General features: G+C 26.1%; 19 protein-coding genes. 15 read left to right on the forward strand and 4 right to left on the reverse strand.

Annotated elements, in window-relative coordinates:
* Nucleotides 1-104: 104 nt before the first annotated feature.
* The 5 genes from addB to ybaK all read left to right on the forward strand — a co-directional run bounded on the left by addB (nt 105) and on the right by ybaK (nt 10,323).
* The gene (addB, locus tag AC07E4_RS05340; protein ID WP_478215886.1) at nt 105-3,515 is read left to right on the forward strand and encodes a helicase-exonuclease AddAB subunit AddB; all 3,411 of its coding nucleotides are present in this window, start codon (nt 105-107) and stop codon (nt 3,513-3,515) included.
* Nucleotides 3,516-3,527: 12 nt separating this feature from the next.
* On the forward strand, nt 3,528-7,235 hold the full coding sequence (addA, locus tag AC07E4_RS05345) for a helicase-exonuclease AddAB subunit AddA (RefSeq protein ID WP_478216031.1): 3,708 nt from the start codon (nt 3,528-3,530) through the stop codon (nt 7,233-7,235).
* A gap of 67 nt (nt 7,236-7,302) precedes the next feature.
* Nucleotides 7,303-8,628: an MATE family efflux transporter gene (locus AC07E4_RS05350; RefSeq protein WP_478215887.1), complete on the forward strand. Its 1,326-nt coding sequence runs from the start codon at nt 7,303-7,305 to the stop codon at nt 8,626-8,628.
* A 319-nt stretch (nt 8,629-8,947) separates the two neighbouring features.
* A complete protein-coding gene (locus AC07E4_RS05355) occupies nt 8,948-9,664 on the forward strand; it encodes an arginase (RefSeq protein WP_478215888.1) in 717 nt (238 codons plus the stop codon).
* 182 nt (nt 9,665-9,846) lie between these two features.
* Entirely contained in the window at nt 9,847-10,323 is a 477-nt protein-coding gene (gene ybaK, locus AC07E4_RS05360; protein ID WP_478215889.1) for a Cys-tRNA(Pro) deacylase, read from the forward strand.
* 57 nt (nt 10,324-10,380) lie between these two features.
* Here ybaK and yjeM (AC07E4_RS05365) read toward each other — a convergent pair whose 3' ends face one another.
* Together yjeM (AC07E4_RS05365) and yjeM (AC07E4_RS05370) are read right to left on the reverse strand one after the other, a co-directional pair.
* On the reverse strand, nt 10,381-11,886 hold the full coding sequence (gene yjeM, locus AC07E4_RS05365) for a glutamate/gamma-aminobutyrate family transporter YjeM (protein WP_040330630.1): 1,506 nt from the start codon (nt 11,884-11,886) through the stop codon (nt 10,381-10,383).
* Nucleotides 11,887-12,533: 647 nt separating this feature from the next.
* Nucleotides 12,534-14,039 carry a glutamate/gamma-aminobutyrate family transporter YjeM gene (yjeM, locus tag AC07E4_RS05370; protein ID WP_040330629.1) on the reverse strand — a complete coding sequence of 502 codons (1,506 nt, stop codon included), beginning with the start codon at nt 14,037-14,039 and terminating at the stop codon, nt 12,534-12,536.
* An 844-nt stretch (nt 14,040-14,883) separates the two neighbouring features.
* Here yjeM (AC07E4_RS05370) and AC07E4_RS05375 point away from each other — a divergent pair.
* From AC07E4_RS05375 to AC07E4_RS05405, 7 genes are all read left to right on the forward strand, one after another.
* Complete coding sequence (locus AC07E4_RS05375) at nt 14,884-15,924, forward strand: zinc-binding metallopeptidase family protein (protein WP_040330627.1); 1,041 nt, start codon at nt 14,884-14,886, stop codon at nt 15,922-15,924.
* Nucleotides 15,915-16,946 carry a M42 family metallopeptidase gene (locus AC07E4_RS05380; RefSeq protein WP_040330626.1) on the forward strand — a complete coding sequence of 344 codons (1,032 nt, stop codon included), beginning with the start codon at nt 15,915-15,917 and terminating at the stop codon, nt 16,944-16,946. Before AC07E4_RS05375 ends, AC07E4_RS05380 begins: the two co-directional genes overlap by 10 nt.
* A 76-nt stretch (nt 16,947-17,022) precedes the next feature.
* Complete coding sequence (locus AC07E4_RS05385; protein ID WP_040330624.1) at nt 17,023-18,009, forward strand: hypothetical protein; 987 nt, start codon at nt 17,023-17,025, stop codon at nt 18,007-18,009.
* A gap of 34 nt (nt 18,010-18,043) precedes the next feature.
* Nucleotides 18,044-19,045: an ABC transporter substrate-binding protein gene (locus tag AC07E4_RS05390; protein ID WP_040330688.1), complete on the forward strand. Its 1,002-nt coding sequence runs from the start codon at nt 18,044-18,046 to the stop codon at nt 19,043-19,045.
* Entirely contained in the window at nt 19,020-19,784 is a 765-nt protein-coding gene (locus tag AC07E4_RS05395; protein ID WP_040330623.1) for an ABC transporter permease, read from the forward strand. Before AC07E4_RS05390 ends, AC07E4_RS05395 begins: the two co-directional genes overlap by 26 nt.
* Nucleotides 19,785-19,821: 37 nt before the next feature.
* Complete coding sequence (locus AC07E4_RS05400; RefSeq protein ID WP_051540522.1) at nt 19,822-20,502, forward strand: ABC transporter ATP-binding protein; 681 nt, start codon at nt 19,822-19,824, stop codon at nt 20,500-20,502.
* 14 nt (nt 20,503-20,516) lie between these two features.
* Nucleotides 20,517-21,053, forward strand: a complete 537-nt coding sequence (locus AC07E4_RS05405; protein ID WP_040330622.1) for a GNAT family N-acetyltransferase — start codon at nt 20,517-20,519, stop codon at nt 21,051-21,053.
* A gap of 49 nt (nt 21,054-21,102) precedes the next feature.
* Here the strand turns inward: AC07E4_RS05405 and AC07E4_RS05410 are convergent, their stop codons facing one another.
* Nucleotides 21,103-22,014 carry a patatin-like phospholipase family protein gene (locus AC07E4_RS05410; RefSeq protein ID WP_478215890.1) on the reverse strand — a complete coding sequence of 304 codons (912 nt, stop codon included), beginning with the start codon at nt 22,012-22,014 and terminating at the stop codon, nt 21,103-21,105.
* Nucleotides 22,015-22,119: 105 nt separating this feature from the next.
* Between AC07E4_RS05410 and AC07E4_RS05415 the strand changes: the two genes are divergently transcribed.
* Nucleotides 22,120-23,073: a hypothetical protein gene (locus AC07E4_RS05415; RefSeq protein ID WP_040330619.1), complete on the forward strand. Its 954-nt coding sequence runs from the start codon at nt 22,120-22,122 to the stop codon at nt 23,071-23,073.
* Between the two features lie 259 nt (nt 23,074-23,332).
* A complete protein-coding gene (locus tag AC07E4_RS05420; RefSeq protein ID WP_040330618.1) occupies nt 23,333-23,839 on the forward strand; it encodes a GNAT family N-acetyltransferase in 507 nt (168 codons plus the stop codon).
* A 106-nt stretch (nt 23,840-23,945) separates the two neighbouring features.
* Here AC07E4_RS05420 and AC07E4_RS05425 read toward each other — a convergent pair whose 3' ends face one another.
* Nucleotides 23,946-24,119, reverse strand: coding sequence for an HTH domain-containing protein (locus AC07E4_RS05425; protein WP_040330616.1), 174 nt, complete (start codon nt 24,117-24,119; stop codon nt 23,946-23,948).
* 705 nt (nt 24,120-24,824) lie between these two features.
* Here AC07E4_RS05425 and AC07E4_RS05430 point away from each other — a divergent pair.
* Nucleotides 24,825-25,685: a 4Fe-4S binding protein gene (locus AC07E4_RS05430; RefSeq protein ID WP_040330615.1), complete on the forward strand. Its 861-nt coding sequence runs from the start codon at nt 24,825-24,827 to the stop codon at nt 25,683-25,685.
* Nucleotides 25,686-25,689 lie beyond the last annotated feature (4 nt).

A 25,689-nucleotide genomic window follows, 5' to 3' on the forward strand; every position in this document is an offset into this window, starting at 1 on the left:
ATATTAAAATATAAATATTACAATTTTATAATTGTATGAGTTGAAGTTTAAAGGAAAGGTGGTGTTGTTGTTACAATAATACATATTATTGTAACAAGTATAGTATGACACTAAGATTGATATTAGGAAGAGCTGGTAGTGGTAAAAGTTATACTTGTATAGATGAAATAAAGAAAAGAAATAGAGAAAATAGTAAATCAAAGTTAATACTTTTAATTCCAGAACAGTTCTCTTTTAGAGCTGAAAAAATGCTTATAGAGAATATTGGTTGTACAGGAATAAATAATGTATTTGCACTTTCTTTTAAGAGACTTGCATATACAATATTTAATGAAGTGGGTGGTGTTACACATAATAATTTAACACCTACAGGAAAAGCAATTATAATAAATAAAATTTTAAATGAAGAGAGAGAAAATTTGAAAGTATTTTCTTTGTCAGCTAGAAAAAATGGATTTGTAGATACAGTTGTGTCTATGATAGATGAATTTAAAAATTATAATATTGCACCAGATGAGATTTCACTTTTAAAAGATAGTTTAAGTGAAAACCCATTACTGTGTGATAAGATTTCAGATACTGCACGTATATATGGAAGGTATAATTCCTATTTAGAAAAAGGATACTTTGATCCAGTAGATGATTTAAGTTATTTAAAATCTAAGATAAAGGAAAGTAGCTTTTTAGAAAATGCAGAAATTTGGATAGATGAATTCTATGGTTTTACGCCTCAACAATATGGAATAATAGAGGAATTATTAAAAAAATGTCCTAGAGTAAATGTAACATTACCTTATGGTGGGAAGAATAGTGTGATTTCAGAAAGTAATGATTTAGCTGAAAGTGATGCTTTTTATCCAGTATTCTATACAGAAAATCAACTGTTAAAAATAATAGCTGAAAATAATATAGGATATGATAAACCAGTAATACTAAAAGGTAATGATAAAAATAGTAACAATTATAGATTCAAAAACAATGATGAACTTGGGTATTTAGAGAAAAATTATTTTAATGTTTTAGCTAAAAAATATGATAATGAAGTAAATAATATAAAAGTATTTAAAGCAATGAACACTTATTCAGAAATTAAATATATAGCAAAAGAAATATTAAAATTATGTAGGGAAAAAGATTATAGATTTAAAGAGGTAGCTGTTATAGCAAGAAACTTGGAATCTTATGAAGACATAATAAAAGTAGTATTCTCAGAATACAATATCCCATATTTTTTAGATGAGAAAAAAGATATAAATACAAATCCTATAGTAATTTTAATAAAGTCAGTGCTAGAAATTTTAAGTAATAATTTTTCATATGAAACTGTTTTTAGATATTTAAAAAGTGGGCTTTTAGGAATAGATAAAGAAGAGATAGATTTATTAGAAAACTATGTTTTACAATATGGTATAAAAGGAAAGAAAAAATACTTAGATGATGAGTGTTGGAGTGATGAAAGATTAAGAGAATGTAAGCATAACTTTTTACTTCCAATATTAAACTTGAAAAGTAAAATAAAATCTAAAAATAAAATAGATGATATTTGTAAGTTTATATTTGAATACTTAGAGGAAATTAATTTAAAACAAACAATAGAATATGAAATTAAGAAATTGGAAGAAGAGAACAATTTAAATGCAGCCAGTGAATATAGTTCAATTTGGAATTTAATACTAGGATTATTAGATGAACTAGTTGAAATTTTAGGTGAGGAATTATTATCATTGGATGATTTTGTTGAGATATTTAATATGGCAATTTCTACTCATGAGATTGGATTAATACCTCCTACATTAGATAGTGTAACAATTGGAAGTATTGAAAGAATAAGAACAGAGGAATTAAGAGCTGTATATGTAATTGGTGTTAATGATGGTGTATTCCCAATGGCTACTATAGAAGAAGGAGTATTTAGTGATTTAGATAAAACTATATTAAAAGATAATGGAATAGTTTTATCTAAAGATACAAAAGCATTAATGTTTGAGGAACAATTTTTAATTTATGCAGCATTAACACTTCCAAGTGAAACTCTGTATATTTCATATCCTATTGCAGATTTTGAAGGTAAATCAATGAGGCCATCAATGATAATTTCAAGGATAAAAAGTTTATTTAATATAAATGAAAAAAGTGAAATCGTTGAGAGTTTAAAGGAAAAAGATATTGATGATATAGTAGCTAAAGTTCCAGCATTTAATGACATGATTATAGAAATAAGAAAATACTTAGATAGTGAAAAAATTTCAGAGGAATGGAAAGAAGTATATAGATATTTTAAAGATGACTTAGAATATCAATTGATTATAGATGGAATATTTGAGGGATTTTCATATAAAAATATTGCAAGTTCTATTAGTAAGGAAAAGGCTGAAAAACTATATGGTGATGGAAACTATTTTAGTGTATCAAAAATAGAAAATTATGTGCGTTGTCCATTTGGTTATTTTGTACAATACGGATTGAAGGCTAAAGAAAGAAAATTATATAGTTTTACTGCTCCAGATTTAGGTAGTTTTATGCATAGTGTTTTAGATAAATTTTCCAAACAAATAGAAAAAGAAGGCATAAAATGGAGTGATTTAAACTATGATGAGTGTAAAAATAGGGTTGAAAATATAGTAAATGTAATTATGAGTGAGGATAAAAACTTCATATTAAATAGTTCATACAGATATAGATATATAAGTGAAAGATTAAAAAGAGTTTTAATTAGAGTTGTATCTGTAATAGCTAAGCAGATTACTTTAGGATGTTTTGAACCGTCTGGATATGAAATATCTTTTGGATTAAACGATAGTGACTATCCGCCAATAGAAATAGAAATTTCAGATGGAAGAATTATAAAGCTCATAGGTAGAATTGATAGAATTGATAAATTAGTTGAGGGTAATCAAGCTTATTATAGAATAATTGATTATAAGTCAGGTATTAAAAGCTTTAAATTAAGTGATGTGTATTATGGTTTACAAGTACAACTATTAACGTATTTAGATGCAATATTAAATAATCAAGAGGCTAGAAATGAACATGCTAAAGCAGCTGGTGTACTATATTTTAAGTTAGATGACCCTATAATAAAAATAGATGAAAATGAAAGTGAAGAAAAAATAAGAGAACAGATATTAAAAGAGTTAAAGATGAATGGGTTATTACTTAAAGATGTAGAAATATTAAAAGATATGGATAAGACATTAGATGAAACTGGAAAATCACTTATAATACCTGCATCCATAAAAAAAGATGGTGAAATTTCATCTACATCAAGTGTTATATCAAGTGAGGGATTTAATACACTAAGGAAACATGTTAAAAATGAAATAAGCAAAAATTTTGAGAAAATGTTAAGTGGAAATATAGAAATTTCACCATGTAAGACAGATAGTGAAATTCCATGTGAGTATTGTAAGTTATCTTCAATATGTCAATTTAGCTTAGAATTTGAAGAAAACAAGTACAGAGTAATTGGTGGAAAAGATGATAAAGAAATACTTAAAATTTTGGAGGAGGATTAGAAAGTGGCAAGTATGAAATTTACTAAGGAACAAGAAGCAGCTATATATACAAGAGATGCTAATTTATTAGTTGCAGCAGCTGCAGGTTCAGGTAAAACAGCTGTATTAGTAGAAAGAATTATAAAAATGATAACAGATAAAGATAGGCCTATAGATATAGATAGGTTGCTAGTAGTTACATTTACTAATGCAGCGGCCTCAGAAATGAGAGAAAGAATAGGAAAAGCAATATCAAATGAAATTAGTAAAAATCCAACTTCAATATATTTACAAAGACAATTAACATTATTAAATAAAGCTAGTATTACAACAATACACTCTTTTTGTCTAGATGTTATAAAAAGAAATTTTCATATGATAGATTTAGATCCTAATTTTAGAATTGCAGATGAAACAGAAACCTTAATTTTAAAGCAAGAATCTCTAGATGAAGTTTTTGAGGAAATGTATGAAGAAAAGGATGAATACTTTCTAAAATTAGTTGAAAGTTATTGTAATAATAAGAATGACTTAAGTTTGTTTGAAATGGTTTTAGATTTATATAATTTTTCAATGAGTAATCCATATCCAGAAAAATGGCTTAATGAAAAAAGTGAACTTTTAAATATAGAAAAAAGTGACTATTTAAATAGCGAATCAATAATAGAAATGTTAAAAATTGATATTAAAACAAAAATAAGTGAAGCTTTTAATAATATAAATGATGCAAAAGAAATAGTGGATAGAACAGAAAGCTTATTAAAATATCAATCAGTAATAGATTGTGATTTTTTCTTTTCACAAAATATAAAAGATAATAGTAATGATTTAGATAAAATTAGAGATTTATTTTTGCAACTAGAATTTAAAAAGATGCCAACAATAAGCAAATGTCCAGATGTAGAATTACAGAAATATGTTAAAAAGAATAGAGATAACTATAAAGCTTTAATGAATGAAATAAAAGAAAATATAGAAAAAATTTATTCAAATTCTAATTATGATGATTTGGAATATATTTATCCACTAATTAAAAAGCTTTGTGAGTTAGTTATAAAGTTAAGAGATAGATATAGTGAAAAGAAAAAAGAAAAAGCTATAATTGATTTCAATGATTTTGAGCATTTTGCACTTAAAATATTGACTGAAGAAGTAGATGGGAAGATAGTACCATCTAAAGTTGCAGAAGTTTTAAGGGAAGGTTATGATGAGATACTTATAGATGAGTATCAAGATTCAAACTATATTCAAGAATATATATTAAATATGATTTCAAAAAAACATATTGGAATTAATAATATATTTATGGTTGGAGATGTAAAACAAAGTATATATAGATTTAGAATGGCTAAACCAGAATTATTTTTAAATAAGAAAGAAACCTATAGTTTAGAAGAAGGAAAAGAAACTAGATTAATAAAATTATATAAAAATTTCAGAAGTAGAAAAGTAATAATAGATTCTGTAAATTATGTTTTTAGAAATATAATGAGTAAAGAATTAGGTGAACTTGATTACAATGAAGAAGAAGAATTAAATTTAGGTGCTGATTACAAGGAAATAGAAAGTGGTACTTGTGGAGGGCCAACAGAAGTTATATTAATCAATAAAGATGAACTTTTAGAACAAGTAGAAGACGGTGATGATGAAGAACCTTTAAGTAGCATAGAATTAGAGGCTAAAGTAGTTGGAAAAAGAATACTAGATTTAATTGATGAAAAAAATCAATTTAAAGTATTTGATAATGATTTAAAAGATTATAGAAATGTTAAATACAAAGATATTGTTGTATTATTACGTTCTACAAAAAAATGGGCTCCAGTATTTGCAGAAGAACTTAAAAATTTGGGGGTTCCTGTTTATAGTGACGCAAATGATAGTTATTTTAATAGTTTAGAAATAAAAATTATGTTAAGTCTTTTAGAGATAATTGATAATCCAATACAAGATATACCATTACTTTCTGTACTTAGATCACCAATAGTTGGCTTTAAATCAGAAGAAGTTGTAGATATTAGATTAAACAGCCCAGAGACATCTATATTTGAAGCATTAAAACAGTATATTGAATTAGGAGAAAATGATGAATTAAAAAATAAAGTTAAAAATTTCTTAAGTAGATTAAAAGTATGGAGAGATAAATCGTTGATAATGCCAATATATGAACTTGTATGGAGTTTATATATGGAAACAGGATATTATGGATATGTAGGAGCTATGCCTGCAGGCATAAAAAGACAAGCAAATTTAAAGATGTTATTTCAAAGGGCCAAACAATATGAAAGCACAAGTTATAAAGGATTATTTAATTTTATAAACTTTATAAATAAATTAAGAACTAGTAGTGGTGATTTAGGTTCTGCTAAGATTATTGGCGAGAATGAAGATGTAGTTAGAATAATGAGTATTCATAAAAGTAAAGGTTTAGAATTTCCGGTTGTATTTTTAAGTGGAGCCGGAAAAAAACCAAATACAATGGATATTAGAAATAAAATATTAGTTCATCAAGAATTAGGATTTGGTCCACAAATTGTAGATATAGAGAAAAGAGTATCACATTCTCCACTGATAAGAGAGATTTTAAAAAGTAAAATAGAAAAAGAAAATTTATCAGAAGAAATGAGAGTATTATATGTTGCTTTTACTAGAGCAAAAGAAAAATTAATTATTACAGGCGAAGTAAAGTCTATAGAAAAGTCTTTAGAAAAGTGGAATAATGCCGCTAAAAATGGAAAAGAAAAAATTCTTGAAGGTTACTTATTAAAAAATAATACTTATTTAGATTGGATTATGCCAACTATAATAAAACATCCAGATGGAAAGTTTTTGACAGAAGATTTAGATAGGGTAACAGGTACTGTTATACTGAATAATGATGTACTTTGGAATGTAAGATTTGCTAAACAAGATGATTTATATAAAGAAGATAAAATTTTAGATGAGCTTGATATAAAAGAAAAGTTAAATAAATTAAATTCAAAAGAATGTAATGATGAATTAGCAAGTGAAATAATTAATAGATTAGATTTTAAATATAAGTACCAATTAGCAACAAATATAAAAACTAATATTACTGTTTCGGAGATAAAAAGGTTAAATAATTTAGAGTTAGAGGAAGAATTTGTAGAAAATAAAAAGCTTACTTCTGAATATATAAAACCAATAGTTAATAGACCAAGATTTTTAGAAGAAAAAAAGGAACTAACTCCAGCTGAAAAAGGAACTGCAATGCATGCGGTTATGCAAAGATTAGACTTTAACAAGATAAGCAAGCATGAAATTGAAGAGCAAATAGAATTTATGGTTTTAAAAGAATTACTTACAACTGAGCAAGCTAAATCTATAAGAATTAATAAAATAGAAGCATTTTTAAAATCTAAATTAGGTAAAAGAGTTATAGAAGCAGATAGTAGAAGTGAATTATTAAGAGAAGTTCCATTTAGTATTGAAGTAAGTGTAAAAGAGGCTTATAAAGAACTTGAAGGAATAGAAAGTGATAATTACAACAATGATTATCTAAAAGTTCAAGGAATAATAGATGGATATTTTGAAGAAGATGGGAATATAATACTGTTTGATTATAAAACTGATTATGTTACAGAGGAAACTAAGAATCAAATTATAGAGAAATACAATATTCAATTAGAGTATTATAAAGATGCTATAGAAAGAGGAACAGGGAAAAAAGTAACAGCTAAATATTTATATCTATTTTCAATTGATGAAGCAGTTGAATGTTAAGATGGAAAAGTTTTAATATTATCAACTAAGTTTAATATACAAATATAGTAGAAAAAGAGGGAAAGAGATGAGAAAATTAGATTTATTAGAAGGGGATATAAAAAAAATCCTATTACACTATTTAATTCCGTCGGTGTTGTCTATGTTAGCAGTTTCAGCTTATGTATTTGTGGACACTGCATTTGTTGGATATGGAGTAGGAAGTACAGCACTTGCAGCACTAAACATATCAATACCAATATATAGTGTATTTACGGCATTACATTGTACTATAGGAATAGGGGGAGGAACGTTAGTTTCAATAGCTATAGGAAAAGGTGATGAAAAAGAAAAAAATAAAGTTTTTTCAATAGCAGTAATTATGGCAATAATTGTTGGAATTATATTAACGATTATAGGGGTTATATTTCCTAAAAATATTGCTTCACTTTTAGGTGCTACCGAAGAAATTAAACCTTTAGTTTCAATATATATAGGGATAATTAGTGCAGTATCATGGGCTTTTTTATTAGTGGGAGTATTAAGCGCGTTCATTAGAAATGATAAAAATCCTAGACTTGTTATGATTGCATCAATAGTATCAAATTTAGCAAATGTAATTCTTGACTATGTATTTATATTTATTTTTGATTTAGGTATAGCTGGGGCTGCATTAGCTACAGCTATATCTCCAATAATAAATTTATTAATTCTTTCTACGCATTTTTTAAGACAAAGAGGAACTCTTAAATTTTCAAAAGTAGCTATGGAAAGTAAAATTATAAAACGAATAGTGAAAAATGGATTTGGAAGTTTTATACTTGAAATATGCGGAGGAATTATCATATTCATATTAAATAATATTTTTATGAAGCTGGGTGGAGAATTATATGTAGCTGCGTATGGCATAATTGCTAATATTGCATTTTTAGGCATAGCTGTGTTTGAAGGAATAGGTCAAAGTATACAACCAGTTGTTAGTGTTAATTTTGGAGCTAAAAAAAGAAAAAGAATCTTAGAAAGTTTAAAGTATGCAGTAATATTATCAATGAGTTTTGGTATATTTATATATGTGATTTTTCTATTATTTCCAGGAGCAATTCTTAAACTTTTCACAAAGGATGATTTACAATTAATAAATATAACAGCGAAGGCAATGAGAATATATTTCTTTGGATATGCACTTATGGGTGCAAATATGGTATTTTTATATTTCTTACAATCTATAGAGGAATCTAAGATGGCAATATTTATATCACTAAGTAGAGGTATCATATTTGTAATTTTAGGATTAATAATACTTACACCTGCATTTAAAATAAATGGAGTATGGTTTAGTGTTTCATTTTCAGAAATTTGTACTTTTATATTAGGTATATTTATTTTAAAAAAGGATTTAAAAAGGAATAATTAAGTAAATTTATTTAGGGAGATAATAATCTCCCTTTTTTATTATACGTTATAGTATGAAGTAATCTAAGCAAATATGCGTAATATAGTTTTAAAATTAGTACATAGAGATAATAAGTAGAATTTGAAGGGTAACATTAGGTATTTAACTTTGAACTAAATAGTGTAATAACATATAATGAAGATAGTTTATGGAAAATATATGAATAAATATGATTATATTTACAGTACTGAAATTATGATTTTATTTTGATGATATATGAAAAGTCTTATTAATAAGTTAAAAAAATACTACTTAATATAAGTAGTAGTGAGGTGAGAAAATGGAAAAAAGCTTGTTAAGTATAGATTGGGATTACTTTATTAAAATAAGACCAGAATGGTGTGGCTCATATATTGAAAATGAAAGATGTTTAGTAGATATATGGTATAAAAGATACATAGAAGAAAATATAAGAGGTATAAATTTAGAAAAAGAGATTTATATCAATACAAATACTAAAAGATTTTGGAATTTTATTAAAGAACGATTTAACTTAAAGAAAGACATTGAGGTATTTATATCTGATTCACATAAGTTTTCATACAAAATTGCAAAGGACAATAAATGTGATAATGTAATTTTATTTGATGCCCACAGTGATTTAGGGTATGGAGGTTTATCGTCTTTAGAATTTGAACTAAATTGTGCAAATTGGTTAGGTAAATTATTTAAAGATAATATAATTAATAAATCAACTATAATATATAGTCCATATACAATGGAACGACCTAATGATTTTAGTGAACTTAATAGTAAGTACAATATTGAATATGTTATGAATAGATGGGATATAGAGTATGAACAATTTAAAAATAGTGAAATATCAGCAATTCATATTTGTAGATCTGGGGCGTGGAGTCCACCATGGTTAGATAAAAAATTTTACGAGTTTATAAGAAATTCAGAATTAAAGGTTAGAAAGCTAGAGGATATTACAAGAGACTGGAATCCAAAAAAATTAACATTCTCTGATGAAATTAATTACTTAATAGGGTAAGAATTTGACTTTAAACCCTACAATAAAGTGCTTCCTTAACAATTAATTATAAAATGAGATATTAATCTATCTCTATAAAATTAAAAGGATTAGACGTATAATATGTTTAATCCTTTTAATTTTACTTTTTAAAAAAATATTTGGTAAAATAATATTACTTATAGGATTAAGGAGGTAACAAGATGGCTCAAGCAAAAACTAATGCAATGAGAATATTAGATAAGGAAAATATAAAATATAATATTAGTACATATGAAAATAAAGATGGAAAAATAGATGGTGTATCTGTAGCCAGTAAAATAGGAAAAAATGTAGAAGAAGTGTTTAAGACGTTAGTGCTACAAGGACAATCTAAAGAAATATATGTTTTTGTTATTCCAGTAAATGAAGAATTGGATTTGAAGAAAAGTGCTAAAGTTGCTGGAGAAAAAAAGGTTGAAATGATTTATGTAAAAGATATAAACAAATATACAGGTTATATAAGAGGTGGTTGTTCTCCAATAGGTATGAAAAAACTGTATAAAACATTTATACATAGTACAGCAGAAAATCTAGAAACTCTAGTAGTAAGTGGTGGAAAAATAGGTATGCAAATAGAACTTTCACCAAAAGATTTAACAAATATTATAAATGGGAATTTCCAAGATATAATAAAATAAAGTTGGATATAAAAAGTAAAAGCATTGACTTATATAAGTCAATGCTTTTTATTTATTTTATAATTGTCCAGCCTTTTTCTTTTTGTCATATCTAGAATATAAAACTAGAGCAACAATTGTAAAGAATATAGGTCCAGCTACACTCCATATAGTTGTGAACCAATCTCCGTTAAGAGCAGGTTCTACAATTGAAAATACGTTAGCAAAACCAACTGTAGCAGTAACAACTATAGTAAAGATTGTTATTAATCCTTTACCTTTAAACATTTCAAATGGTCTATCTAAGTTTTGTTTTGACTTAAATGCAATGAATGCACCAGATAAGAACATATAAGGTATAGTCATTGAAACGTTAGTCATAGCTATAAGTACATCAAGGAATTTGCTTGCTGCTTTTCCTCCGAAAGATACTAGAAGTATAATTACTATAACAATCGCAGCTTGTACTAGCATAGCTGTTTTAGGCATTCCATTTTCTATTTTACAAAGTTTTTCAGGTAATAATCCTTTTGGAGAACCTTCTATTAATTGTTTTAAAGGAGCATAGCTTAATGTGAAGAATGCACCAAGTAAAGCAAGTAACATTGAAAGTCCAACAAATCTAGCAGTCCAGTTACCTACTTGGATAGCTACTGCTTCTGTAGCACCAAATACAGATGCTAAAGTAAATCCTAAGTTGTTCATTACAACATAACCAACGTTAGCTTTATTAACTGTGTCTGGTGATAGAGTTGCAGACCAGTTAGTGAATACTCCTATACAGAAAATTCCAATAGAGTATCCAACAGCAATTACGATAGCTGCTATAGTTAATCCTTTAGGGAAGTTCTTTTCAGGATTTTCAGTTTGGTCAACAAGACCACCAACAACTTCTGTTCCTCCAAATGCAAATATTGCATAAACTAAGAATGAAAGCACTGCTATAGGTGATGCATATGCTGGATTTGGAGATTTCACGAATGAAGCCATAGATTCGATTGGTTGAGCTAATTGTCCTTTATTCATTATTAATACAATTATAGCTCCTCCAATAAGTAATATATTAAGTAAAGCAACTGCTGTACCACCAACAGATGTTATTTTCTTTATTTTATCTAATCCTTTAGATCCGAAATAAGTTATTGCTATTATTATTAATATACCTAATATACCTAAAGTTTTAGTTGTATCTAGTCCAAATAATGACCAGTTACTAGTATTATCGTATCCAGAAATTGCATTTGATACTGGAATCCAAATACTTGATGATACGTTAACCATCCATATTATTTGAGCTGAGTACCACATAAAAGTAGCAATGAATGCATATCTTGGTCCAACAGATTTTTCCATCCAAGAGTAAATTCCACCTTTTTCACTTTTAAAAGTAGAACCATATTCTGCAATCATAAATGCAAATGGTATAAAGAATATTATTGCTGATATTATGTAGAAGGGAATTGCACCATAACCCATTAAATAAAACGATCTTGGCATGTTGTTAAATCCGTAAACAGATGTAAAGATCATAAGGATTAAGGCCATAAGTGATAACTTTTTAGAGTCATTGTTATTTGATGACATTTTTGTTTCCTCCTTAACAGTTTATTAATTTATTATTACAAAAATAAATTATACACCATTCGACAAAAAATACAAGAAAAATTTTTCTCTTGCACTAATTGATTTAATTTAAAATATTCAAAAAAAAGAATAAATAAAATCAAAACAAATCAATCAAAACGAAAAATATGCAACTTTTTAAATGAATATATAGAAAAATACAATATAAAAGTAGTATTTCTAAAAGTTTAAAAAATAATTCTTAAAAATAATTACCAAAAATTACATGGGCGTAAACATGAGCTATTTGAAGGAATAGGATGAAAATGCGTCAAAATTTTATTCAAAAATTGAAACAAATACATGTGTATTTAAGAAAGGAAAAGATAAAGTTGAAATTATTGATGAAGAGATAATTCAACTAATTGTCGAATAATTTAAAATTGAAAATAAATAGAGATAATAATTTCAATATTAAATTATAGAACAAAATTACAAAAAAAATATAATTATACTTTAAAAAAAATGAAAGTTTTATGTAATATTGATTTTCTAATTTTTATAGAAAGTAAAGGTATAAAATCAAGTAAATATGAATATTTCTTTAATTTATAGTAATATACAAAAAATAAATGCACTAGATTTATTTAATCTAGTGCATTCTTATTTTAAAGTTTTCCTAATTTTTTATTTCTTTCATATCTGCTATGAAGAATTAGTGCAATAAGTGTAAAGACTATAGGACCTGCTACACTAGCTATGGTTGTAACCCAATCTCCATTAATAGCTGGTTCTATTATTGAGAAGAAGTTTGCAAAGCCAACAGTAAATGTAACTATTACAGTGAAGAATACTATTAAACCATTTTTATTGAATATAGAAAATGGCTTGTCAATTTCTTTTTTACGTTTAAATGCTATAAATGCACCAGAAAGAAACATATAAGGAATAGTCATTGAAACATTAGTCATAGCAACAAGTATATCAAAAAACTTATTCATTTTACTTCCGCCAAATGAAACACAAGCAATCATTATTATAACTATAACAGCCTGTACTATCATTGCGTTTATAGGCATTCCGTCTTTAAATTCACAAATTTTTTTAGGAAGTAATCCTTCAGGACAACCTTCTATTAATTGTTTTAATGGTGCATAACTCATTGTAAAAAATGCTCCTGTTAAGCAAAGAAGTAAAGAAAGTCCAACAAATCTAGCAACCCAGTTTCCCATTTGAATGGCTACAGCTTCACTTGCACCAAATGCAGCACCAATTTGATAGCCTAAGTTATTCATAATTACATAAGAAACATTTGCCTTATTAACAGTTTCACCAGAAAGAGTAGCATCCCAATTAGTGAACACACCTATACAGAATAATCCAATTGCATAACCAATAGCAATTATGATTGCAGAAACAGCAATTCCTTTTGGAAAATTCTTTTCAGGATTTTCAGTTTCATCAACAAGACCACCAACAACTTCAATACCACCATATGCAAATATTGCATAAACTAGAAATGATAACATTGAAATTGGAGTTAAATATGATGGATTTGGTGAATCAATAAATGAACGCATTGATTCTATTGGTTGAGCAAGTTCTCCATGATTTCCAATTAAAACAAGTATAGCTCCTACGAAAAGTAATATGTTAAGTAGTGCAACAGCAGTACCACCGATAGATGTTATTTTCTTAATTTTATCAAGACCTTTAGTTGACACAAATGTTATAACAATAATTAAAATAATAGCGAGTATTCCTAAAGTCTTAACACTATCTAATCCAAATAATGACCAAGTATTAGTCTTATCTTTTCCATAAATAGCATTTGAAAATGGTATCCAAATACCAGATGATACATTCAACATCCAAATAATTTGAGATGTATACCACATAAATGTAGCAATAAAGGCATATCTAATACCTACGGATTTTTCCATCCAAGAGAAAATACCACCTTTTTCACTTTTAAATGCAGCCCCATATTCTGCAATCATGAAAGCAAAAGGTATAAAGAATATAATTGCTGAAATAATGTAGAATGGAATAGAACCATACCCCATTAAATAAAATGATCTTGGCATGTTGTTAAACCCATAAACAGATGTAAAGATCATAAGAATTAGTGCCATTAAAGATAGTTTTTTAGTTTCATTACTTTTTGATGACATTTTATTTCCCCCCATTTTGATACTTATAACTTTTAGTTAATTATATATTTAAAGAAATAAGTTAGTAAGTTTATATAAATGTAAGATATGTACGATTAATCATTTTAAATTTATATGTATAAAATTTTATGATAAATATACAGTTACATTTAAATATAAAGCTAAAATATTTCAATAAATGCATCCCAAAGTAAAAATATTTTATAAAAAATTTTTTTGAAAACTTAAGAAAAATATAGGAATATAAAAAACTCCCAAAACAAAAATCACATTAAGTTTTAATTAATATTTTAATAAGTATTATATTTTAAACAAAATCTGTTAAAGGATTAACTTCAAAACTATGATCTATTGTAAATATTATACACCTGTTATTACAAAAAACAATACAAGATTTCAAAAAATTCAAATTTTTCAATTTATATAATATTCAATTGAAAAAAAATAATAAATTATAAAATAATAATAAAAAATCATATATAAATACGTATAAAATATTAAAAGTGTTAAAAAGTTGTTAAGTTTTTTAATACTAATATATGTTTATGTTGATTAAATGTGAATTTATTTTCTTAATATGAAGGGAAAATAGGTAATAAACAATAAAAATTTAATAAAAGTTTGATTTGAATAAAATTGAATGAAAAAAATATAGAGATTTGTTGTAATATATGAAAACATTAGAATATAATTAACAATTTATTAAAAATAAAAGTTAAACAAATAACAAACTTAAATAAAAAATGGTAAAAAATAAAAAAAATAGTGATATGTATTTAATAATGGTATTATGATAAAATTAATTTATTAGAAAATTAAGAATAGTAAGAAGGGAGAGGGGATTATGGAGGAAAAAATTTTACTAAAAGAATTATGTGAAAGTCATGGACCAAGTGGAAGAGAACATTGGCTTTTTGATATTATTGATAAATCTTTTGGAAAGTTTGGAAGTGTTACAAGAGACAATTTGAACAATGTAATTATAGAGAAAAAAGGCAATGGAAAAGGAAAAATAATGATTATGGCTCATGCAGATGAAATTTTCATGGTAGTTACAGCTATTGGTGAAAATGGATTTTTAGAGTTTACTGGTAGAGGGATAGATCCTAAAGTGCTAGTATCTCAAGAAGTTATAATACATGGAAAAGAGGAGATTATTGGTATTATAGGGGTAAAACCTCCTCACTTAATGGATGCAGAAGATAAAAGTAAAGCTGTTGAAATGAAGGATTTAAGAATAGATACAGGATATAGTAAAGAAGATATAGAAAAAAAGATAAATGTTGGAGATTTTGTTACTATAAAAAGAAAGTTTGTAGAACTTTTAAATGATAATGTTTCAGGAAAAGCATTAGATGATAGAGCATCAATTGCATCATTATATACCTGTGCAAAAGAACTTGAAAATATAAATCATGATTTAGATGTTTACTTTGTTTGTTCGTCACAAGAAGAAGTTGGACATAGAGGGGCAAAAACAGCAAGTTTTGGAATAAGACCAGATATAGGGGTAGCTATTGATGTGGGATTTGACAATAGTATATTAGGCGATAGTGATTCTAATACAGGATTAGGTGATGGAGGAATGATTTCCATAGGACCTAATATACATCCAAAATTAAGAAAATATGTAGTAAATGTTGCAAAAGATTATAATATTCCTTATGGGGTAGAGGTTTGTCCAGGAGCAACAGGAACTGATGCTTGGGATATACAAACAGCAGCAGATGGAATTCCAACATTACTATTTTCTATTCCTCAAAGATATATGCATACATCAGTAGAAGTAGTTAATATGAAAGATGTTCAAAATGTAGGAAGACTATTAGCTAAAGTTATAGGAAAAATAAAATATGAAGATTTGGAGGGGATATTATGTTTCTAGCTAAAGAGCTTGAAAAGGGAAATTTGTTAGATAAATTAACTTCTGCATCTGGCCCTTCAGGATATGAAGGTGAAGTAAGAAAAATAATAAAAGATGAAATAAGTTCTTTTGTAGATGAACTAAAAGTAGATAAAATGGGAAATATAATAGCCCATAAAAAAGGAAATGGACCTAAAGTTATGATAGCAGCTCACATGGATGAAGTTGGCTTCATAATTACTGGATATAATAGTGATGGAACTTTAAAGTTTAGCGGGCTTGGTGGAGTAAATCCATTATCAATGCCTTCAAAGTTGGTGTTTATTGGAGAAGAGAAAATACAAGGAATTATTGGTGCAAAAGCAATACATCTTCAAAGCAAAGATGAAAGAAAAAAAGCATTTACTTACGGAAATTGCTGTATAGATATTGGAGCTAAAAGCAAAGATGAAGCAATGAAAATGATAGATTTAGGAGAATTTGTAGTATTTGATAATGAATATGATTGTTTTGGAGACAAGCTTATAAAAGGCAAGGCTTTTGATGATAGAATGGGATGCTTAGTTCTAATTCAGGCATTAAAAGAAAATTATAATTGTGATTTGTATTGTGTATTTAATGTACAAGAAGAAGTTGGAGAAAGAGGCGCTTATGTATCAGCTTTTAATGTTAAGCCAGATGTAGCAATTGTTTTAGAAGGAACAATATGTGCTGATATGTGTAATATAAGCAAAGAAAATAGGGCAACAGAAATAGGTAAGGGACCAGCTATATCAATTATGGATAGAACAAGCATATTTAATGAAGAAATGGCAAGAAACATTATTGAGGTAGCTATCAAAAATAATATACCATATCAAAGGAGAAAAGCCATAGCTGGTGGGAATGATGCTGGTATAATTCACACTGTTGATGAAGGAACAAGTAAAATAGCAACTATTTCAGTTCCATGCAGATATATACATTCAGCTATATCAGTAGCATCACAAGAAGATTATTTAAATACATTAAAACTTTTGAAAACATATTTAAAGACAATGTAATTAAATTTATATGTAAAATTATTAATTTATAAAAATGATTAGTTAATATACTACATTTAAAATAGGGAGGAAAATTATGGACATGTTATTAGAAAAAATGATAAATACATTTACAACAAGTAGTCATGAAGAAAGTATGAGAAATAAGATAATAGATGAAATAGATATATTAGGATTAACTTATGAAATAGATAAAATGGATAACTTAATAGTTAAATTAGGAACAAAATCTAAAAATAATAAAGATATAATGTTAGTAAGTCATATGGATTCTGTTAGTTTAATAGTTACATTCATAGATGATAATGGATATGCAAGGGTTGGAACAATAGGTGAATTTAATTTTGAAGATTGGATTGGCAATATAGTTGAGTTTGCAAATGGAACTATAGCTAGAGTTTGTGCAAGTAAAAAAGAACCTAAAATATCAGATATATATTTGGATGTATTTTCTAGTAGCAAGGAAGAAACTCTTAAAAAGATACAAGAGGGAGATGTTGCTATACTAAAAAAAGATGTAGTTAAAATTGAAGATAAAGTTATTGGTTCAACATTGGATTCAAAAATTTCTTCATATATATTATTAAATACACTAATAGAAATAACTAAGGATAAAGAAAAAATAGAAAACTTAGATCATGAAATCTCATTTGTTTTTTCAACAGAAAAACAATTAGATGGAAGAGGTGCAAGAGCTGCTGCCTATAAATTAGATCCAAGTTATTGTATTGTTATTGATGTAGAAGAAGCAAATGACACATTAGGTGGAGATAGCAAAGTAAAACTAAATAAAGGTGTAGGTATACATGTTTTAGATAGAGATTTAATTGTACATCATGAAGTAAAAGAAATGTTAGAAGAATCATGTAAGGATTTAAAAATAGATAATCAATATATTTTTAATGAAAAAGGAACTAATGGAGGAAGAATTCATAAAGAAAGATGCGGTATAAAAACAGGGGCATTATCAATACCAATGAGATATAAAAATACATTAAATGAGGTAGTTAAAATAAAAGATATAGAAGATGCTATAAAAGTTTTATTAAAAGTTGTTGAATAATATTCATAATTCAAAGGAAGAAGGATTTGAAAGTATGGTAAAAAAAAGAGTATTATTAGCATTATTAGCAGGGGTAATGATATTAGGTGGATGTCAATCAGAAAATAAGGGTTCGCAAAATAAAGAAAAACCAAATGAAACTCAAAAATCAGTTGTTCAAGTTGTGGTTCCAGATGGACTACCTGCAATAACCATATCAAAAATGATAAAGGAAAATCCAGTACTAGATGAAAATGTTGAAGTAAAGTATAGTGTAGAAAAAGGTCCTGATGGACTTGCATCTAAAGTACTAGGTGGAGAAGCGGATATTGCAATAGTACCATCTAATTTAGCAGCACAAAGTTACAATAAGGGATTAGGATATAAATTAGCAGCTACAGGTGGATTTGGTTCATTTTCATTAATTGGACAAGGTGAAATAAAAACATTAGAAGATGTTAAAGGTAAGGAAATAACAAGTATTGGTAAAGGGTTAACTCCAGACATAGTATTAAAATCAATACTTAAGGAAAAGGGAATAAATCCAGACAGTGATGTAACATTAAATTATTTAAGTGGGGCAACAGAACTTGCACCAACATTTTTAGCTGGAAAAACTCAAGTAGCACAAATACCAGAACCAATGCTTACAAAAGTGTTAAAGAAAAAAACAGATACAAATATAATAATGAATTTAAATGAGGAGTGGAAAAACACATTTAAAAGTAAAAATGGATTTCCACAAAGTAGCTTAATAATAAAAAAAGATTTAATTGAAAATAATAAAAAGTTTGTTGAAAAATTTATAGATGAATATGAAAGTAGTATAAAATTTGCAAATGAAAATACTGATAAATTAGGTGAATATGTTGAAGCAGCTGGTATATCTATAGAAAAAGAAATATTAAAAGATGCAATAAAAGGTGCTAACCTTAAATTTGTAAGTGCTGAAGATGGAAAAGAAGATTATGAAAAATATTTTGATGTATTAATGAAATATGATTCAAAAGTTATAGGTGGAAAACTACCAGATGAAGAAATATACTTTAAAAAATAATAAAACCAAAACATTAGGAGTAGTTTTACTCCTAATGTTTTGGTATTTAATATATTATTTTGTTGGCAATAGTATAATAATTCCATCACCAATTGAAACGGTTATAGAAATTAAGAGTATAGTTTTAGGTGAAAAATTTTTATTTATTATAGGAAGTACTTTTGCTAGAACTATAATAGCATTTATAATGGCAGTTGCATTAGCAGGAATTCTAGGCATTTTATCAGCAGTTAGCAATGTTATATATAATTTTTTAATTCCAATTTTAAAATTGCTAAAGACTATGCCAACTATGGCAATGGTAATATTAGCACTTATATGGTTAAAAAATGATAAGGCACCAATATTAATGGCTATATTAGCTATATTTCCAATAATATATGAAGGAATTCTAAATAATATTTTAAATGTAGATAAAAAGATTATTGATATGTTAAATTTATACAATGTAAGAACTATAGATATTATAAAAAAAATATATATTCCGAAAACAATTAGTGGAATAAAACAAATATTCTCATCAACACTAGGGTTATGTTTTAAAATTATAATAGGTGGAGAAATACTAGCATCACCAAATAATTCTATTGGTAGTGAAATACAATTACAAAAAATATATTTAAATACAGCAGGTGTATTTGCATGGATATTTATAATTATTGTTTTGTCTATGATACTGGAATTAATCATTTTTTATTTTCAAAAGATGTTAATATATAAATTAAAAAATAGAAACTAAAAGTTATTATTTTAAAAGAATTTTGGGAGAAGTTGGAGTGGATGGAATTTTAATAAACAATATTAGTAAGAAGTTTAATGATATAGAAGTATTAAAAAATGTTTCTATGAAATGTGAAGCTAATAATGTAACATGCATACTTGGACCATCAGGTTGTGGAAAAACGACGTTATTAAATATTATTACCGAAAGTATAAGTGATTATGATGGGAAAGTACAGGGATATGATAAGAATAAAGTAGCGTTTATATTTCAAGAAGATAGATTGATAGAGTGGTTAACTATATATGAGAATTTAAGTTTAGTATTAAAAAGGAAGTTTACAAAAGAAAGTTTAAAAAAAGATATTGAAGATGGATTAAAGAGTATTGGAATGGAGAAATACTTAGGGTTTTATCCAAAAGAATTAAGTGGTGGAATGAGACAGAGAATTAGTATATTGAGGGCTTTTTTATATAATGGAGATTTATTAATAATGGATGAGCCATTTAAATCATTAGATATTAGAAATAAGAAACTGCTTATAGATGATTTTAAAAGGTTAAGAATTAAAAATAAAAATACAGTAATATTTGTAACACATGATTTAGAAGAAGCAATAGAATTAAGTGATAAAATATATGTTTTTTCAGATAAACCTACTAAAGTTAAAGCAGAAATCATGAATGATAGTAATAAAGATGTTAAAAATTATATAAGAAATTTAATGTTAGAATAAAAGGAGAAATTGATATGTATTATGGAGAAAAAGTTAAATTAAGAGCATTTGAAATAGAAGATGCAAAAGTACTACATAAATTTATAAATGATTTTGAAGTAAAGAATAATTTAAGTTTAAAAACACCATTACCAATAAGTTTAATAGAAGAGGACGAGTTTATAAGAAAAAATAAATGTAATATTAATGGTAGTTTAAATTTTGCAATAGAGGATTTAGAAAGTTCTAAATTAATAGGATCTTGTGGACTTGCAGATATAGATTTAGTCTCAAGACATGCAAAATTAGGCATAATGATAGGAGACAAAGAATACTGGAATAAAGGATATGGAAAAGATATAATAAGAACATTGTTAAATATTGCATTTAATCAAATTGGATTAAATAAAGTAAAACTTGGAGTATTTGAGTATAATAAGAGAGCAATAAAGTGCTATGAAAAAGTTGGCTTCAAAATTGTAGGAGTAGAAAAAGAAGATATATATAGAAATGGAAGATATTATGACCATTATATTATGGAAATATTTAAGAGAGATATAAGAGAAAGATAAAATTAAAAAATATAAAGCATATTTAATATTTAAATATGCTTTATATAGGCTATTTTAAAAAATAATTTTCAATAAATGAATAACAATCAGATAAATCTATACTATCACCTATAAGTTTTAGCAAAGGAACCTTGGTATAGTCATCTAATTGAATATCATGTTTTATTATTGGATTTAATCTAAAGTAATTTTTTGAGAGCAACTCTTTACAATAAAAATCTTCTAATGGTTGATTATTGTCAAGAAGTATTGAAATAAGAGGAGTTTTAACTTTAGAAAATGGACTAAAAATCCATTGAAGGGATCCCAAATTATGAGTATTTGCATTAATTTTCTGAGGATATACTCCAGTACCTATAGATAAAATTCTAAAATCAGAAATTTTATGAGCATTACTTTGATTATGAATAACAGAAAACATAGAAGCTGCTGTAGGACTGTTTAAAATTACACCACCATCAATAAAATTATTGTGTGATGGAAAATATGTTGGTGCAGCAGAACTTGAAAGTGCCACATCGATAACTTTAAAATTTGATGTAGGATTTTGGGTTAAATTATTAAAAAATACAATTTGCCAATTATTGTTGAGAAGGCCATCTGTTTTAAATGCAGGCACTAGAACATATTTTTTTAAATCTGATAATAATAAGTCTTTAGGAAAAGCTGTATAAAGACTTTTTTTAAGATTTTTGTTAGAATATTTAGGTCTAAATAGATTTAAGTGAGATGGAGTAAAAATTTTTTTTGAGTTAATAGGGTTATAAAAAAAATCAATTTGGGAAGGATCACGGCCATAAGCTAAAGCCAGTGCTATTAATGAACCAGTGGAAGTTCCTGCAAACATATTTGTATCTTCAATTAGTGTAGGATATTTATCACAAAGTCTTTTAAAAAGTTTAGCTGAAAGAGCTCCACGTATACCACCACCATCAAATGAAATAATTCTAAAAGTAGACAAGACAAAAACCTCCTAAATTTATCAATTATATATATGTTATTAAACGTGAATAATAATTGTGATAGATTTAAACTAGATATTTAAATGTGAAGGGAGATGAAATGAGTGTTTGAGGAATTGAATATAAAACTTAGAGAAGAAAAAGAAAAAATTATTTTAAAGAAAAGATTAGAAAGTGATTTATTCACATTAAAATATGATTTGATATGTAAATTAGATATGCTAGAAATTTTAAAGCAAGATTTAGAAAAAGAATATCTTGATATAAAGAGACTGGAAGGAATATCGTTAAGTGGTTTTGTAGCAAGTATACTTGGCTATAAAGAAGAAATGCTAAAAAAAGAGGAAAATGAATATTTAGTTGCAAAAATAAAGTATGATGAAATAAATCAAGAAATAGAAAGTTTAAATAAGGATATCGAAGCTCAGGAGAAAAGGTTAGAAAATTTAAGTGATTGTGAAATAAATTACAAGGTGCTTTTTAAACAAAAAGAAGAAGAAATAATGTTAATGGGAAATGAAGAAATAAAAGAAAAATTAAATAGATTAAATAGGAATATAAATAATAAATTAACTGAAGTTATAGAAGTAAAAGAAGCAATAGTAGTTGGTGAGCAAACTCTAGATACAATTCATGATGTTGAAAAATATTTATACAATATAGAAACTTTAGATCATGAAGAAAAACGAAGTATAGGATTATTTTCAATAATAATAGAACAAGAGAATATAGATGATGTACAAAATAAATTTAATAAATTGCAATATTTGATAAATAAATTTATAAAAGAACTGAGAGATATAAATAGTAATATAGATTCATATATAGAAAAAATTAGAGAATTTTGCTCATATGGTTCATTTGAAGTATTCTATAATAATATTTCTAACAATACAAAAATAGAAAATAAAATCAAGGAATTTTCAAATAAAATTATATTATTAAAAAATAGTGTTGAAAATACTATGAAGTTTTTACATGATAGAAAAACAAGAGAAGAAGTAAAAATTGAGAGATTAAAAAAATGTCATGAGGAATTTATAGAGAAAAGCATATAAAAATAGAAGTTTATATATTTTTTAATTGAATTAAGGAGATAAGTTGAGGTTACAAGTACAATGTAGTGAGAAAGTCAATTAAATCTCGTTAAAGCATATAAACATGATTTTGAAAAAATACATAATCATGTTACAATTTACACGATTTGGAGACTTGCTATAAATTTAGTTTATAGCAAGTCTTTTCAATACATGCAAGAGATAAAACATAAATTATTTTTTGTATGCGATTTACTATGATTTGGGAGGATTTGTATTGATGAATTGTAATGATTTAGAACTGCGTCAAGAAGTTTTTAAATCTGATGCTTTAAAAATTATTAGTTGGCTAGATGATGAAGAAGTTTCAAAATACTTAAATGAAAGTAAAAATGTTACTAAAAGTATAGAACGGGTAATTTATACAACTAATATACCAATATTAACTCATTTATTTAACCGAAATGGGAGTTTTTATATGATAACTATAGAGGACGAACCAGTAGGGTATTTAAAGCTTGTACCTAAAGGGAAAACTGTAGAAATGGTTATAGTTATAGGTGATAAAGAAAAATGGGGGATGGGATTGGGAAGTAACGCAATTTTTCAAGGCTTAAAAGAAGCATTTTTTAATTGGCGTTTTGATGAAGTAATAGCAAAGATACATTTTGAAAATGAAAGGTCTAAAAATGCATTTAGAAAAGTTGGATTTAAAGCAGATAAGAAGCTACCAAAAGAAATGCAATATTCAATGAATATGAAAACGTTTTTGAAAAGTATTTGTTAGAGTTTAACTAAGAGCTATAACAATAAAATAAATTAAAAAAGTACTATGCATAACAAGCAAAGTACTTTTTTAATTTAAATTATATAAATGAAATAAAATATGAAAATTATTTAGCTGCATAAAAACATCTTTTTGGAGATTCTATTTTCTCATCAGCTTTTAAAGCTTTTATTGCTTTATCAATTTCCTTTTTGTCTATACCTGTTTTTTCAGCTATTTCTCCAGCTTTCATAGCTCCATTTTCTTTTAATGTCACTAAAACTTTTTCCATGATTTCCATAAAAGCACCTCTCGATAATGATTATTATTTAATAAGAATTATAACACAATTAAAATATTTATCAAGAAAAATATTTTAATTGTTATTGAAATTAGTATGTATAATTTTTATACATTGATAAAAACAGAAATATGTATAATTATTTAAGTTATTATTTTAATCTAAAAATTTTAATAGAATATGAATGTCTACAAGGTTGCAATTATCCATAATATCTAAAGTTTAGAAATAATAACTTTTAAAGAAATATATTTATATCAAAAAATTTTAGATTAAAATCTAATTTCATGGATTAGTAAATTTAATCATAGCCTTAAATAAATCATTAATAAAAATAATGATTATAATTAAGAAATTTCATTGAGAAATAAGTAAAAAAAATGAAGAAAAGATAGTTAATGTCTATGAAAAGCATATCAAAAAATTTATAATTATTATGAAATTAGGAATTTATAGGTAAAAACTAAGAGATAAAATTTTTAAATCTTGTAGGAATCCAAAGCTGAAAATAAAATTACTGTTATGATAATTAAAAATGAAAAAATTATTCTCAAAAATGAAATCACATGAATAAATATTATATTGATTTTATTTGATATACAAATAAAACATTGTATGGAACAAAATATCATATTGGAAACCTATAACAAGTTGAGAGTAAGGTTTTAGTTTAAAAGCCTATAGCGTGAGGAAGGGGAGTTAAATATGTCACTAAAAATAACAGATAAAGAAAAGAAGGAATTAAAAGGACAAGCCATATTAGCCCAAAAACAAGAAGGATATTTTGCAGTAAGAATACTTAGTAGAGTAGGTAACTTTACATCAAAAGAACTTGTATCAATTGCCAACATAGCTGAGAGTTATGGAAAAGGATATGTTTCTGTAACAAATAGATTAACAGCTGAAATTCCATATATTAAATATGAAGATATAGAAAAAGTAAAAGAAGAAATAAAGAAAAATAATTTAGTTAATGGTGGAACAGGAAAGAAAATTAGACCTATAATGGCATGTAAAGGAACAGTATGTGTTCATGGACTTATAGATACTCAAAAACTAGGTGGAGAAATACATGATAAGTTTTTTGCTAAAGAATTAGCTGCAAAATGTAAAATAGGTGTAGTTGGATGTCCTAATAACTGTGGTAAAGCACAATTAAATGATATAGGAATTATGCCACAAGTTAAAACTGAAATTAATCATGAAAAGTGTGTTGCTTGTGGTAAGTGTACTACAGTATGTAAGGAAAAAGCATTAATTAAAGAAGGTAAAGAAATTATATATGATAAAGATAAATGCGTAAATTGTGGAAAATGTGCAGATGTATGTCCATTTAAAGCAATAGATAAGATAGAAGAAGGAATAGCTATTTATTTAGGTGGGAGATTTGGAAGAAAAGCAATGCTTGGAAAGCCATTAAATAGATTATTTAAGGAAGATGAAGTAATAGATACTATAGAAAAAATATTAAATTATTATAAAGAAAATGCAAATTCATTAGAGAGAATAGGAAAAATGATAGAAAGAATTGGATTTGAGGAAGTTGAAAAAAACATATTAAAATAAATAT

It is taken from the genome of Clostridium amazonense (assembly GCF_056431285.1).